The sequence below is a fragment of the Streptomyces sp. NPDC000229 genome, assembly GCF_040300825.1.
Taxonomy (GTDB): domain Bacteria; phylum Actinomycetota; class Actinomycetes; order Streptomycetales; family Streptomycetaceae; genus Streptomyces.
On sequence record NZ_JBEPEL010000086.1, the window covers coordinates 1 to 14414 of the forward strand.

Below are 14414 nucleotides of genomic sequence, written 5' to 3' on the forward strand. Positions count from 1 at the left end.
AGGAGTTCACCCGCGACGCCACGATCACCGTCCTCACCACCAGCGCCGGCAACGAGATGCACCGCGGCGCCGAGGGGGCCGCGCGGCCCAGGCACACCCCTCCGTCTTTTGCGGGCCCAGCCCATTGAAAATACCCCAGGGGGGTACATGGTTGTGGTGTGAATCCGGGGGAGCAGGGTCACACTGGAACGGGAATGGGGATGATGGTCATGGACTACAGCGCACACCACACCAGCACCGCTCACGACCACGCCGCACACCAGGCTGCCGGCGGCCACGATGCGCACGTTCACGGGGGCGCGTCCTGGGGGACGGCGGCGAAGGCGACGCTGCACTGCCTGACCGGATGCGCCATCGGCGAAATCCTCGGCATGGTCATCGGCACCGCCCTGCTGTGGGGCAACCTGCCGACCATGGTTCTGGCGATCGCGCTGGCGTTCGTCTTCGGCTACTCCTTCACCCTCTTCGCGGTCCGCCGGGCCGGTCTGGGCTTCAAGTCCGCCATCAGGGTGGCGCTGGCCGCCGACACCGTCTCGATCGCGGTCATGGAGTTCGTCGACAACGGCATCATCGCCCTCAGCGGCGCGATGGACGCCCACCTGTCGGACGCGCTGTTCTGGACGGCCCTACTGGGTGGCTTCGCTGTCGCCTTCGTCATCACGACCCCGGTCAACAAGTGGATGATCGGCCGCGGCAAGGGCCACGCCGTCGTCCACGCCTACCACTGACCGCAGCCGCTCGACCCCGCGCCCGGCCGCACCCTCACGGTGGGGCCGGGCGCGTACGTGACAAGGGGCGGCGTGCGGCGACGAATGCGAACGGCACGCGGACATGCACGAGCAGTGCCGCGTCCGCGCCGAAGCCTTCCGCTCTTGCGAGCAGGCATGCAACGACCTCATCACCTCACCCGCTGACGCCCGCCCGCCATCCGGCCCTGGCGGAAGACGAGATCCCGGCCGGCAGGTCGAGAACCACGGACCTCCTCACCCGCGGGAACACAGGCCCCCGCGAGGTCCACGGACGGCGTGACGCTATGCTCCCCGGCATGGTTGTGGCCCGGGCGACCCGTAGTGCGCCGCGGTCCCGCTCTCGTGCAGCGGGCCCGTGGCGAACGTGGGTGCTGGCCGCGCTTCTCCTCACGCTGATGTACAGCCACGGTGTCAGCGCGGAGAGCGCCGCAGGCCACGCCCATCCCGGGGCGCCTGCCAACGCGGTAGCCCTGAACGTTTCGGACCCGGGTTCCGCGGGGCACAGCCACGACGCGCCCGACCCGCACTCCGGCCCGAGGCACACCGACCACCAGGATGCTCCGGAGTCCGATCACGCGGCTCACGAGTGTGTGTCCGGCCAGCCACAACAGGGCGCTGCACTGCCCCTCCCGTGTGAGGCCCCGGCCATTCACCGGCCTCCGTACGCGTATGCATCCGGCGCCGCTCGACCTGTCACGGCCCTTTTGGCCTCTGCCTCCGTGTCGGACTCAGCGGTCCTACGGATGTAAGCCTTCACACCGGCCCAACGGTCGACGACCTGTCGGGAACACCCGTGAGCCAGCTCCGCCCGTGCACCACCGGCGGCTCGGCCATGCTTTGCGATGCGCCTTTGCTGCCGTGTGGTGGCGTGCGGCCGGAGTCATGGCCCGGCTCACGTTGCGCTGTGCCCGGCAGGCCCGGTCTTCGACCCCGTCCTGCCCGCCCGTCTCGTTCTGAGCCCCAGGCCCACTGAACTTCTCTTGAAGGGTCCGCTTTGTCTACCTCGCCCCGTCTTGCCACCCCAACCCCGACCCCGCCGCATTCGACCCGTGGTCAACGCCGCTCCGACAGCAGGCGGGAAGGCGCCTCCCTGCCGTGGCGCTATCTCGGCTACGTCGGCTACTACGTGGGCGCCGGCCTCATCAGCGGAGCCGTCGTCCACCACCCCATGGCCCCCGCCCGCTACTCGCTGATCGCCGGGTCCGGCGTACTGGTCTTCCTGCTCGCGACCGTCCTCAACGACCTCATCCTCGCCACCGAGAGGCAGCCCCTGTCACGCATCCTGCGCGTGCTCGGCACCTCGACGATGCTCTCCTTCGGCCTCGGCATGCTCAGCGGTGGCATGCAGCACTTCGCAGACCTCCCTGAACGCTGTGCCGTGCTGATACCGCTCGGCATCGTCCTGTCCTTCGTCGCCTTCTTCCTGAAGGAGGCCGAGAGGCCCTGGCGGCGCATCTTCAGCCTCATGGGGCTGGCAATACTCGTCGTGACGGCCCTCACCTTCCTCGGCCTGCGCCACCTCGCCCCCACCATGGCGGCGTCCGGGGGCGGACACAGCCACAGCGATGCCGTGCCCGAGAAGGAAGGCGACGGAGGCCAGGAGGGCGGCCACGACAGCGACACCACCGATCCGACCTCCCAGCCCACCTCTCCGAATGCTGTCCACCCCAGCAAGGAGCCCGGGCACGACGACGGACACCAGCACTGAGCCGACCTGCTTCCGCCGTCAGAAGACAGGAGGCAGTCTGAGGCGGCGCGGCCGCCTGTCGCCCGCATCGCGCGGGCGCAGGCCGGCCCCGGCGGTGGGGAGTCAGCGCGGCTGTGGGTCTGCTCGCGCCGGTGACGGCGCCCGTAGCGGGTCACCCCGCGCGGCGCGAACACCGACAGGGCGGTCGCCGTCAGGAGCACCAGCAGGGCGGCGGCCGCGTCCGCGATCAGCTGGACGCGCATGCCCTGAAGCTCGCCGCCCGCGAGGGCGGCCCGGGCGGCCGCGTCGGCCAGGTGTCCTGGTCGTCTCAGGGCCGAAGTGGGGGACACGCAGATGACCACCGCCCCGGCTCACGCCCGCAGGCCGCTGCACAGGACCCGGTGGGCCATCAGGCATCCGGTCCGGACGTTCCGGCGTAACCAGCAGAAGTCGCTGAACGCGTCCGGGTTCGTCTCATCCAGCTCACCGTGATCGGCGGGGTCACGACCGGTGTGCTGGTGTGGCTCGCTGTACGGCTCGGGCCTCTCCTCACAGAGCGATCTTCGCCGCCGCAACGGCCGGCCGTGAGCCCTGCCGCGGCGGCGATTCAGCAGGGCCTCTCCCAGCTTCGCCAGCTGCGTTCCCCGCTACAGCTGACCGAAGCCACCCCGTGTGGAAGAGGTGGTGCACCGCTCAGGCCGCGCGAGCACCCCTGCGGTGGCCGGACGCGCGTCCACCCAGCCGTCCTCGGCAGGAGAGGGCGGCTGGCCTCCCCTCTGCCACATGTGAATGACCGCCGACCTGGAGACATACGGTGACCTGCACGTTGCCCACGTTGGAGCGGGACATCCTGATGCTGATGGCCGCCGGCGGCAGGGACCCGGAAATCGCGGAACGCCTCAAGCTGTCCACGGCCGGGCGTGTGGCGTACCGCGTGTCCCGAATGCGAGTTTGTTCGGCGTTGAGATGGCCGCCCGGCCGCAGCTCGCCCACCTGGCGTACACCTACGGTGTGCTACCGCGCCCCGCGCTGGAAAAGCCCGTGCTTCCCCCCGCCGAGCAGGAATCGCCGCTCCGGGCACAGCGCCGACGTCCCCGCTCACGGCGGCGACAGCGAGTTCATCGACATGGCGGAGCTGCGGGAAGGCGCCGGTGACCGGACCGCCGTACGCGGTCCGCTTCTCCGCGCAGGCCGCGAAGGTCCTCGACACCCTGCCCGAGCACGTCGAAGACACCGTGTGGGACGTCCTGGTCGCCGTCATCGGCCACCCGTGGAGCCTCGGCCAGTGGAACGCCGACATCCCGAGGGCGAGGACGTCCGCTACGCGTCCGTCGGCCGGCTCTCCTCACATATTGGGTGAACAGGTCCCTGCACCGCCTGACCGTCCTGAACATCGTCTGGCTCGGACAGCCACCCGTGACACGCTCCGGCCCCGGCGTTGCAGCGACACCGTTGGCGAATCAGGCAGTTGTGTCCACGGGATCCGCAGGGGCATGAGGAAGGCTGTGTCGGTTCAGCACTCGTCGGCAAAGGGGGCCGGCTTGCGCAGCCTGTTGACCCGGTGGTCCTCGGGTGCGTGTACGGGGTTGTCCCGGGGCGATAAGTGCCGTGGCGGTGTGTCAACGAGGACGGGAGGTTCGGGCCTTGTTCGAGGGGTTTGAGACCAGGCGGGTTCAGGTCGATGAAGCATCCATTCTCCTTCGCTACGGTGGGGAAGGGCCGCCAGTGGTGCTGCTGCACGGCCACCCCCGGACATCTGCGACCTGGCATCGCGTCGCCCCGCTCCTCGTCCGACGCGGCTTCACCGTGGTCTGTCCCGATCTCCGGGGGTACGGTCGGTCCACCGGTCCGGCGCCTACCGCAGACCACGCGGGATACTCCAAGCGGGCCGTCGCTGGTGACGTGGTCGAGGTGATGCGCTCCCTCGGCCATGCCCGGTTCGCGCTCGCCGGGCACGACCGCGGAGGCAGTGTCGCGCTGCGTCTTGCACTCGATCATCCCGACGCGGTCTCGCGGGTGGCGCTGATCGACTGTCTGCCCCTCACCGAGCACCTGTCCCGCATCACGGCCGAGTTCGCCACGCAGTGGTGGCACTGGTTCTTCCTCGCCCAGCCGGATGTTCCCGAGCGGGTCATCAACGCCGATCCGGACAGCTGGTACCGCGGTGACCCCCGGAGCATGGGGCAGGAGAACTATGACGAGTGGCGCGCGGCCACGAGAAACCCCGACGTGGTGCGGGCGATGCTGGAGGACTACCGGGCCGGTCTCACCATCGACCGGCGGCACGAGGAGGACGACCGCGCGGCCGGGACACGGGTCCGGTGCCCGGCGCTGATCCTCTGGTCGCTCCGGGACGACCTCGAGGATTTGTACGGGGACCCGGTGAAGATCTGGCGTCAGTGGGCACCGGACGTACGCGGCCACGGCATCGACTCCGGGCATCACGTAGCCGAAGAGGCTCCACAGGCGCTCGCATCTTCCCTTGCGGACTTCTTCGCCGGACGACCTGAGTGAGAAATCTCTGGGCCGCCTGCCGCAGAACAACATAGGGAAGTGCTCAGCTTGGCTTTTAACCTCACGATCTCTGGCTGGCTTACCCTGCGCCTCTACCTGGAGGTGGCGAACGGGGGTTTCGGCCCGGCAGAGGGCATCTCGGGACCGCAGCAAAGACGCGAGAGGGAAGCCGATCATTCGTTCACGACCCCAGAGTGGCCTGCCATGGCGGGTCTGCGAGGCTGCTGGTCGCCGGAGCGCATGGTGCATGGATGTCATCCCGGAAGGGCGCCTCACCGGACCCACTGGTTTGCGTCGGCGTCATGCCGGGGGCGTGCCGCGGTGGGTCCCGCGCCGGCCCCGTTCCGGATTTCCCGGCGTGTACGCGGATGCCCGAGCGCTGACGGGGCACGCGTAGTCCGTGCTCGCACACGGGCGGGCTGCGGCCGGGCATCGGCCCGGCACGGATGCGCGTGGGCGGGGGGACAGTGGAAGGTGACGGCAGAGCGCAGGGAGCACAGATGAAGGTCCGCCCGTGGTCCATCCGACCGGATCTCCGGCTCACGGCCCACGTGGTCGCCGGCCGCTACCGGCTCGACGACCTGCTGGGGCGCGGCGGCGCGGCCGACGTGTACGAGGCTCTCGACCTGCGTCTGCGGCGACCGGTGGCGGTGAAGTTCTTCCGCCCGGAAGGCGAGGCGCAGGCGGAGGAGCGTTTCACTGACGAGGGCCGCTTGCTGGCCCAGTTGCAGCACCCCGGGCTGGTCACCGTGTACGACTCCGGTCAGGAGGACGGACGGCCCTATCTGGTGATGCAGCTCATCAAGGGGACGACGCTGGGCCGACGCATCGCCGTGGCCCCGATGACGCCCGCCGAGGTCTCCCGGATCGGATCCGCACTGGCGTCGGCACTGGCGCACGTGCACGCGGCCGGTGTCGTACACCGCGACGTCAAGCCGTCGAACATCCTCCTGGACGAGACGGGCGCCCCGCACCTGACCGACTTCGGTATCTCCCGGCTGCTCGACAACACCACCACCCACACCGCCACCGGCGCGCTGGTGGGGACGGCCGCGTACATGGCGCCGGAGCAGGTACTGGGCAGAGGAGCGGGGCCGGCCGCGGACATCTACAGCCTCGGCCTGGTGCTCCTCGAGTCCCTGAAGGGCGAACTGGAGTACGGCGGTGCGCCGTTGGAAGCCGCTATCGCGCGGTTGCACCGGCCCCCGGTCATCCCGCCGGGCCTTCCGGGCGATCTCGTCGAGCTGCTGGAGGCCATGACGGATCCGGACGAGCACAGTCGGCCGGACGCCCACGCCTGCCTGCGGGCACTGTCCGTCGTGCCGGGCGGGCGCGCCGAGCCGCCGTCCTTCATGGAGGCCGACCACCGGGGAGACGACCGGGACCCGGCCGGCGACACACTGCGGTCGGAGGTGACCAGGGCCCGCACGGGTGGTGTCGCCGGTCCGGTGGTCGCGGCGACGCCGCGCGATGGGCACACAGCCCCGAAACCGCCTTTCCCCGCGCTCGCCTCCTTCCGTGTCGGCCGCGTCCTGCTGACGGCGGGTGCGGCGCTGGCCGTGTTCGGAACCACGCTGACCGGCTCCATCGATGGCCGGCCTGCGGAGGCCGAGGATGCGGCCTCCCGGCCACCGCGCCAGACCGCAACAGAACCGCCGTCGTCCAAGGCAGGTCATCCGGGTCCCTCGTCCTCCTCCTCCACGGAACCGGCTTCCGACCGGGATCCGCTGACCAAGAGGCCCTCCACCGGCGTCGCCGAGGAGCCCACCGGGAAAACCAGTCCGGCGGCCGACAAGCGTGCGGCTCCAGCCGCCGCGTCCCGGGGCGAGCACGGCAGTCCGCAGGGCAACGCGGCACGAGGCCCGGAGCGCGAGAAGGCGGACCCGCCGCCGATGAAGGTCAAGCCTCCGAAGAAGAAGCTCAAGAAGTGATGGGGGACCGGCCATCGGGAGGTGGTCGGTTCGTCGGATGACGGCAGAACCCCTCCGTCGCCGATGCCTGGTGGTTCGCGCCGGAGGAACCCAAGCGCTCATGTAGTTCCGTTCCGGTCGGGCGAGGAGCCGAGCGGCCCCGGGGCCTTGCGGCTCTTGATGTCCGGAAATCCGGACACCCCCACGCGGATCACCCCATGAAGTGGCCCGATCTTCCTACTTGTTGTCGACTGGTGTGGTCTCCACGACTCCGTTCAGTTCCCCGTCTGCGCCGGGTTGGCGGCGTCGATGAGCTGGCGCAGTGCGCCGTAGTACACCTGGTGGTCCACCACGGCGGGCACGATCGCGGCCAAGTGGCCGGTCAGTACCGGGAACTCCTCGGGGTCGAGTGCGGCCAGCGCCTGGCGGGTCGTCGTCTGGGCGGCCTTGGGGTCGCGGTGGTCCACGAAGCTGGCGCTGCCCAAGGTGAGCAGGTACATGCGCCGGTAGGTGGTGATCGCCTCGGTGGGGGCCATGCCGGCGGCGAGGGAGTCGGCGAGCTGCGGCTCCACCAGGCGTTTGAGGAGCTGGGGGCTGAGCCAGGGGCGGGCGCCGCGCAGGGTGATCAGGCCCGGGTGGGCGGTCAGCAGCTCGTACAGCGCGGTGAACCGTTCTTCCGTGGCCGCCGGCCAGTCGGTGCCGGGCGGGATGTCGGGCAGCTGGGCGGCGAGGTGGTCGGTGACGAGGTCGAGCAGTCCGGCCAGGTCGGTGCAGCGGCGCTGGAGTGAGGCCACCGAGATGCCCAGCGCGGAGGCCAGGGTCCGGAAGCTCAAGGTGTCGGGCCCCTGCTGATCCACGATCAGCAGGGCTTGCTCGGCGATGCGTTCGGGGGTCGCGAGGTCCAGGGAGGTGGATTGCCTAGGCATGTGAGTCAGCGTACGGTACAGCGTATCGTCACGGTAGGCTCCATCTCCTCACGGAGGCGACATGCCCCGCACCACGGCGCTCGACCCGCTGTTCACGGCGTTAACCACCACCGGCTTCACTGACGGCACCTGGCCAACCTCGCGGCCGGAATCCTCGCCGCCGTCTGCGTCCCCGACTTCCTCGACACCTCCGCCTGCCGCAGCTCGCTCGCGACGCTGGGCCGGCTGCCGACCGCCGACTACGACCCGGCCCGGGTGCCGACCCCGATCGTCCGGTTCGGCCCGGCCCTCAACGACTACCGCGACCAGGACGGCCGACTGGACGCCGCGCGGTACTGGCGCGACGCCGAGGCCGCCCGCGTCTCCTGGCAGCGCGTCGGGGTGCGCCCGGACCCGATCGCCATCTCCCTGGCCCGCCTCGGCACCGCCTGGGGCGCCGTCGTCACCCCGGCCACCATCGGCGGCCGGGCCGTCTTCGGCGGAACGCTCCGCGAGATCAACGCCGGGGCCCTGATCCACTGCCACGACATCAACCGGGAATTCCCCACCGGCCTGTTCGACCAGGAGGTTGTGGCCCAGCTCGCCTTCACCGTCTGGGTGACCGTCCCGGCCGCCGGCGGGGCGACCACCGTGTGGCGCCACCGCTGGGAGCCGGCCGACGAGCAGCGCCGCCAGGCGTACGGGTACCGGCCCGAGACGGTCGAGCACAGCCAGCACGTCAGCCTCACCCCCGAGCTCGGCGACGGGCTGCTGTTCAACCCGCCAACTTCCACGCGGTCGAGCCCAACCCGACCGGGCGCCGTATCGCGTTCGCGTTCTTCCTGGGCCTGACCACCACCGGCCAGCTCATCACCTGGTCGTAACCCCTCACCACAGGAGCAACACGTGCACCAGCTCACCTACGGCGACATCAAGGCCGCCGCCGACCGAATCTCGGGGCGCATCCGCCCCGTCACCCTGGCCCCCCTCGATCCGGGCGCGATCCGCACCGGCCACTGCGACCCCCTGGACGACAGCCCAGGGCAGCCCTGCGAGGTGTGGCTGGCCCTGGAGTTCATGCAGCACACCGGCTCCTTCAAGGCCCGCGGCGCCCAGAACTTCATCCAGGCCCACCGCGACACGGGCGCCCTTCCCGACGCCGGGATCACCATCGCCTCGGGCGGCAACGCCGGTCTCGCGTGCGCGTGGGCCGCCCAGCGGCAGGGGGTGCGCGCCACCGTGTTCCTCCCCACCACCGCCCCGCAGGTCAAGGCTGCCAAGCTCCGCGACTACGGCGCGGATGTCCGCCTGGTCGGTACCGAGTACGCCGAGGCGCTCGCCGCCTGCGAGGAGTTCGCCGCCAGCACTGGCGCGCTCGCCTCGCACGCCTACGACCACCCGCTGATCGCCGCCGGCGCCGGTACCCTGCTGGAGGAGATCCATCAGCAGATCCCCGATCTGGACACCGTGGTGGTCGCGGTCGGCGGTGGCGGGCTGTTCGCCGGCATCGCGACGGCGGCCCAGCACCACGGCATCCGGACCGTGGCGGTCGAGCCGACGAACTGCCGCGCGCTCAACGCCGCGATCGAGGCCGGCCGCCCGGTCGACGTCCCAGTCGACTCCATCGCCGCTGACTCCCTCGGCGCACGCCGCACCTCCGCCATGGCCCTGCACGCTGCCCAGCAGGACCGCGTCCACTCCGTACTCGTCCCCGACACCGAGATCGTCCGCACCCGCCAGACCCTGTGGGACCACAGACGGATCGCGGTGGAGCACGGCGCGGCCACCGCCCTGGCGGCCCTACTCGCCCCCGACCAGCACACACCCGACCCCGACCTGCCGACCCGACCCAGGACTCCGACCCCCAGCTACCGGCCCGCCGGCGGCGAGAAGGTATGCGTGGTCCTCTGCGGCGCGAACACCGACACCCGGACTCTGATGCAGTCCTGACGAGTGCCGAATCTGGCAACGTTTCACGCTGTTGCCGGCTGGTGGTGTCAGGCCGTGCTGAGTGGCGCGGTCTTCTCGGCGTCGAGCTGGTGGTCGGCCCAGACGTAGCTTTCCGGCAGCAAGTCGGTGATCAGGACGGTTGGGATGCGGTCTCCCTCACCGACGATGACCTTCAGCGCAGGGAAGTAGTCGAGAAGGACCTGGCGGCACCGGCCGCACGGGGGACAACCCCTCGGTCGCGGTCGCCCACGGCGACGATTGCGTCCAGCTCGTAGGCTCCCTGGGCGGCTGCCGCGCCGATGAGGACCAACTCGGCGCAGGGTCCTCCGGTGAAGTGGTAGGCGTTCACCGCGGTGACGATCCGGCCGTCCCGGGCGCGGGCTGCGGCTGCCATGGTGTGGTTGTCGCCCCGGCAGCGTGTGCGCGCGACGTGGGCTGCGGCCTGGATGAGTTCATGGTCGACGGGGTGGGTCTGCGCGGTCATCTTCTCTGCCTTCGTCGGGTGTCAGGCGACGTTGGCTGGCGTGACGATGGCGTGCAAGCGAATATCGGCGCTGTGCTTGTTCCGCCAGATGATGTACCAGCGGATCATGCTGCTGGTGGCTGGCATGGTCGGTGCCGTCCAGCCTGAAGTAACGCAGGGCGGTGAACTGGGCCGCCTCCACCTCCCCGGCGAGATCTTCGAAACCTCCATGCAGCTCCCCGACCGCGCCCGGCGGGACCTGGCGGTATGTCGGGTCGTCCGTCCACTCGTCCACGCGCAGCGGCGTTGGACCAGCCCCGAGCCCGTCACGCCCAGGCCCATCGTGGCCAGGATCTCGTTGTGCCTCAGCGCAGGCGCCTGGCGTCCGGTCCGGGAGTAACGGCTCGAGCCGCGCCCACTGCGCGTCAGCCCACGGCACACCCGAACCAACGACCGGAGGGCACGGTCAGGACCGGTGCCGCTCGTCAGGTCGGCTGCCCTGTGCGCAGTTGTCGCACATCCCGTACAAGCGCGTACAAGGCGGCGCAGAAGATCACCGTTCCAGCCGCGATCCAGAGAGCCGATGCCCCAGAGCGGTACTCGCGAAAGGCGCCGACGAGCAGCAACATGGTGGCAAGAACGCCGAAGGCCGAGATGAGACAGCTGATGCGGTTAGTCACACGGCCATCCTCACCGACAACCTCGGCCGGCGGGAGCGATCCAAACGAAAGACCCTAGTGTCCTGAGTCGTAGATTTGTCGTTGGTCTGGTGTGAGTCGTCCTGGACCGAAGATCCCGCCGGTGGTGCTGTCCGATGCCGAGCGGGCGATGTTGCAGTCGTGGGTGCGTCGTCGTTCGAGTGCCCAGTCGTTGGCGTTGCGATCGCGGATCGTCCTGGAGAGCGCGGACGGTCATGCGATCGCGGAGGTCGCCCGGCGGCTGGGCATCACCACGGACACCGTCCGGGCCTGGCGGCGGCGTTTCCTGGAACGCCGGCTGGACGGTCTGTGTGACGAGCCGAGGTCCGGCGTCCCACGGAAGATCACCGACGCTGATGTCGAACGCGTCATCATCAAGACGCTGGAGGAGACGCCGAAGGACGCCACTGACTGGTCGACGCGGTCGATGGCCGCGGCGACCGGGATGTCGCAGTCGGCGATCTCACGGATCTGGCGGGCGTTCGCCCTTCAGCCGCACCGGGCCGAGACGTTCAAGCTGTCCAAGGACCCGCTGTTCATCGACAAGGTCCGTGACGTCGTCGGCCTCTACCTCGATCCGCCGGAGAAGGCCCTGGTCCTCTGCGTGGATGAGAAGTCGCAGATCCAGGCCCTGGACCGGTCCCAACCGGTGCTGCCGATGATGCCCGGGGTGCCCGAACGCCGCAGCCACGACTACGTGCGCGCGGGCACCACCACCCTCTTCGCCGCCCTGGACACCGCGACCGGCAAGGTCATCGGCTCACTGCACCGCCGCCACCGCGCGTTGGAGTTCAAGAAATTCCTGGTCAAGCTCGACAAGGAAGTGCCCGCGGACCTCGAGGTCCACCTGATCCTGGACAACTACATCACCCACAAGGTCCCGGCCGTGGAGAAGTGGCTGCTGGCGCATCCGCGCTTCCACCTGCACTTCACCCCAACCGGGTCGTCGTGGCTGAACCTGGTCGAGCGGTGGTTCGCCGAACTCACCGTGAAGAAGCTCCGCCGCGGCGTCCACCGCTCCGTCCAGGCACTCGAACGTGACATCAGGACCTGGCTCGCCGACTTGAACGAACACCCCAGCCCCTTCGTCTGGACGAAGACCGCCGACGAGATCCTGGACAAGGTCGCCACTTACTGCCGACGAATCTCCGACTCAGGACACTAGGCCGATTCGTTTGGATCACCGGCGGACCACAGGAGGAGTTGTCCAGGATGTTGCTGACGGCACTGCTGCGGCTGCGCTGTCTGTGTGGGAGGTACGGCGGAGATGATGAGCTGCGTGCACGCCTTCTCAGCGGTCACGTGGCAAATTGATGACGTCGACGCGGCGCGCGACCGTGCGAGCAAGGACCGGCTCCTGAGACAGATGCATGAGCGCATCAGCTCGGCCATCGGGGACATGAACAGCGCCATGCACGAGGTCCGTCTCGACGGCCCTGCTGAGGTCTCCGCCGCGGCGGACCACGCGCGATATGGCGCGACGCTTGCAGCCGCCGCTCAAGGCGCTCATCGGTGACGACAGTCCCGAGCGGCGGGACGAGTACGACGCCGGGTACCGGAATTTCCGGGCGGCCTACGTGACGTTCAGTGGTCTGGTGCGAGGAGCCCTGGAGGTCAGGACGCAGACAGATGGCCCGGTCTTCCTCAGCGCGATCAGATGCACGTAAGCCGGGCGATTCTTAGTCCGACGCCGCAGTACCGCTGAGGCGTGAGGCGAGAGCCGGCCACAAGGTGGAACGCTCGATCTTCGCGCAGTACCGCACGTGGCACTCTTCATGATCCGGTCATGGATGGCCGACCAGAGGCGAAGCTCCCCCGTCCGCCAGCTCCCGACCCGCAGCGGCCCTCCCTGTCCCGCTGCCGCTTCGGTTGTGTCCGAGCTCGCCGTGCGTGTTGCTCCCTTCGGCCCCATCCTGGAAGCAGGGCTGTGAAGCCCACGGACCGACCTGCCGGGAGGTTCTGTGATCCTGCTCGCCCTGCTGGTACCGGTTGTGATGGTGGCCTTTCTCTTCGCTTCCGATGCGTTGGAAAACCTCCTCTTTCCGCCCCCAGCAGTCCCGGGTGACGACGTTCCGGGCGGCGATGTCCCCTGGCGATCTCACCCTTCTCGTCGCCCAGAGGGCTCGTTTACTGGCTCCCTCCCCACGCAATACCCGAGGGGGGAGGTCTCGTGAGTCGGTGGTCGGCCCGGTCACGCAGGCTGGCCCGCAGACGCGCGAGCGCCGGCCTTTACCGCCAAGCGCACCTGCTCCCTCGAATGGCCACCTGTTGCACGTACGGCCCCGGCCGGACCTCCACTCTGATGTCCGGCTCCGGGTGCGGATGGCGTTTCACGCCGTGTGGGGGAGTACGTACGAACATGAGGTGCAGGTTCTGCGGACGCTGAGGACCTGGGGCGTCCACCGGGAGGGGCCGTCGGTCGGCAGCGGGTGCGGCTGCAGCCGGACCTTTCTGACTGGACCTGCACGTGGTGGCGACGCAGGTTTGGCGCGGTAGGATCGATGGCCATCTTCAGATGGCGGTCGACTTCACCTGGAACAGGCCCTTCTGCACGTTTTCGGCATTCATGACCGAGAAGGTCTCGACCTGGATGGTGAGGTTCTGGAATAACGGCTCACCGGTAGGGGCAGGTCCGATTTGTCCTGCCCGGCGGCGTCAGCGTTCAAAACACCCACTCATGCCTGCACAATGCACCCCACCGGCCGTGCCGTGGCCGTCATCGGCAGCGGCGCCAAGATCGTCGGCATGTTCCCGGCCGTGTTCTCCCGCACGCGGTGTAGTACGGGGGCGAAAGTGAATCTGGTCAGAGGGGAGCACGATGAGATCGTCGGCTGCGCCGCTCGACATGACGCACAGACGGTGGTCGGCCAGTACGGCTGTGACCGCGGCACGAACGATCGACCCCCGTGGGCTCTCCGGGCCCATATGAGCCGTACACTTCCCGCCGAGCGCGGTCCAGTGCACGCGAACCCCGGAAGGGATTGCGCTGACGCGCATGCCGGGTGTGACGTCGTCAGCCGCGTCGACCAGGAAGAATCCGGCCCGCTGCAGCACGCTTCGAACATGCGACAGCAGCAGGGCAATAGTGGCAGACACACAGCCTCTTTGCCCTGAACATGCTTGATCACTCCATTTGCTTGAGCTCGGGGTTGCTTGCGCATGGCGGGGCTTGCGACGGGATTGACAAGATCCCGGGGCGACGGTGCGCTGGGGCCGGCATCCCGCGGCAACTGCTTCTTCCGGGGAGGGCTGGATGTGGGGCGGCCCCGCCACGGGGGGATGGTGGCGGGGCCGATGTGCTCGGAAGGGGGTAGCCGAGCTGTCGTTGATGTGCTGCTGCCCGGCATCCGGGACTGTATGCATGACAAGTCTCGCTCGCGGCACGCGGCGTCTCTTTCCAGGCCGCCGTCATCGCTGGCGCCGTTATCACCCTGCCGCGGGCGGGGGACGAGCTGCCGTCCTGCCGCGCGAGGCCCGTCCGGCCTCCCTTGGCCGGCGCGTCTCGCCATTGATGCCGGCCCGTCGGCCGCGACCGAGG

Annotated in this window: 12 protein-coding genes and 1 pseudogene; 9 read left to right on the top strand and 4 right to left on the bottom strand. The window is 69.4% G+C overall.

All coding sequences use genetic code 11. From position 1 onward, the window contains the following. Positions 1-209: 209 nt before the first annotated feature. The 4 genes from ABT360_RS29465 (at position 210) to ABT360_RS29485 (ending at position 6881) form a co-directional block, all read left to right on the top strand. Positions 210-728, top strand: a complete 519-nt coding sequence (locus ABT360_RS29465; RefSeq protein ID WP_351823047.1) for a DUF4396 domain-containing protein — start codon at positions 210-212, stop codon at positions 726-728. Positions 729-1743: 1015 nt separating this feature from the next. After that, positions 1744-2457, top strand: coding sequence for a hypothetical protein (locus ABT360_RS29475; protein ID WP_351823050.1), 714 nt, complete (start codon positions 1744-1746; stop codon positions 2455-2457). Positions 2458-4080: 1623 nt separating this feature from the next. Further along, positions 4081-4950, top strand: coding sequence for an alpha/beta fold hydrolase (locus ABT360_RS29480; protein WP_351823053.1), 870 nt, complete (start codon positions 4081-4083; stop codon positions 4948-4950). 500 nt (positions 4951-5450) lie between these two features. Continuing rightward, positions 5451-6881 (top strand): serine/threonine-protein kinase, encoded by a 1431-nt coding sequence (locus ABT360_RS29485; RefSeq protein WP_351823055.1) that lies wholly within the window; start codon positions 5451-5453, stop codon positions 6879-6881. A gap of 254 nt (positions 6882-7135) precedes the next feature. Here the strand turns inward: ABT360_RS29485 and ABT360_RS29490 are convergent, their stop codons facing one another. Next, positions 7136-7786, bottom strand: coding sequence for a TetR/AcrR family transcriptional regulator (locus tag ABT360_RS29490; protein WP_351823058.1), 651 nt, complete (start codon positions 7784-7786; stop codon positions 7136-7138). A gap of 255 nt (positions 7787-8041) precedes the next feature. On the opposite strand from ABT360_RS29490, the gene ABT360_RS29495 reads away from it, so the two are divergent. Both ABT360_RS29495 and ABT360_RS29500 read left to right on the top strand, forming a co-directional pair. Beyond that, the gene (locus ABT360_RS29495) at positions 8042-8617 is read left to right on the top strand and encodes a hypothetical protein (protein WP_351823061.1); all 576 of its coding nucleotides are present in this window, start codon (positions 8042-8044) and stop codon (positions 8615-8617) included. Positions 8618-8671: 54 nt separating this feature from the next. Continuing rightward, a complete protein-coding gene (locus tag ABT360_RS29500) occupies positions 8672-9715 on the top strand; it encodes a threonine/serine dehydratase (RefSeq protein WP_351823064.1) in 1044 nt (347 codons plus the stop codon). A 47-nt stretch (positions 9716-9762) separates the two neighbouring features. Here the strand turns inward: ABT360_RS29500 and ABT360_RS29505 are convergent. Beyond that, positions 9763-10199, bottom strand: a pseudogene (locus ABT360_RS29505) (cytidine deaminase family protein). Positions 10200-10239: 40 nt separating this feature from the next. On the opposite strand from ABT360_RS29505, the gene ABT360_RS29510 reads away from it, so the two are divergent. Continuing rightward, positions 10240-10578 carry a hypothetical protein gene (locus ABT360_RS29510; RefSeq protein WP_351823109.1) on the top strand — a complete coding sequence of 113 codons (339 nt, stop codon included), beginning with the start codon at positions 10240-10242 and terminating at the stop codon, positions 10576-10578. Between the two features lie 85 nt (positions 10579-10663). Here the strand turns inward: ABT360_RS29510 and ABT360_RS29515 are convergent, their stop codons facing one another. Next, on the bottom strand, positions 10664-10858 hold the full coding sequence (locus ABT360_RS29515; protein WP_351823067.1) for a hypothetical protein: 195 nt from the start codon (positions 10856-10858) through the stop codon (positions 10664-10666). Positions 10859-11006: 148 nt separating this feature from the next. Here ABT360_RS29515 and ABT360_RS29520 point away from each other — a divergent pair, with 148 nt between their 5' ends. Both ABT360_RS29520 and ABT360_RS29525 read left to right on the top strand, forming a co-directional pair. Further along, positions 11007-12041 (top strand): IS630 family transposase, encoded by a 1035-nt coding sequence (locus ABT360_RS29520; RefSeq protein ID WP_351823106.1) that lies wholly within the window; start codon positions 11007-11009, stop codon positions 12039-12041. A 114-nt stretch (positions 12042-12155) separates the two neighbouring features. Beyond that, positions 12156-12392, top strand: coding sequence for a hypothetical protein (locus ABT360_RS29525; RefSeq protein ID WP_351823070.1), 237 nt, complete (start codon positions 12156-12158; stop codon positions 12390-12392). Positions 12393-13531: 1139 nt separating this feature from the next. On the opposite strand, the gene ABT360_RS29530 is transcribed toward ABT360_RS29525, so the two are convergent. Continuing rightward, a complete protein-coding gene (locus ABT360_RS29530; RefSeq protein ID WP_351823072.1) occupies positions 13532-13972 on the bottom strand; it encodes a hypothetical protein in 441 nt (146 codons plus the stop codon). Positions 13973-14414 lie beyond the last annotated feature (442 nt).

Bases quoted from the DNA above. Each gene is read 5' to 3' on its own strand.
- ABT360_RS29465 (WP_351823047.1), top strand. From the start codon at position 210: ATGGACTACAGCGCACACCACACCAGCACCGCTCACGACCACGCCGCA.
- ABT360_RS29485 (WP_351823055.1), top strand. From the start codon at position 5,451: ATGAAGGTCCGCCCGTGGTCCATCCGACCGGATCTCCGGCTCACGGCC.
- ABT360_RS29490 (WP_351823058.1), bottom strand. From the start codon at position 7,786: ATGCCTAGGCAATCCACCTCCCTGGACCTCGCGACCCCCGAACGCATC.
- ABT360_RS29520 (WP_351823106.1), top strand. From the start codon at position 11,007: ATGTTGCAGTCGTGGGTGCGTCGTCGTTCGAGTGCCCAGTCGTTGGCG.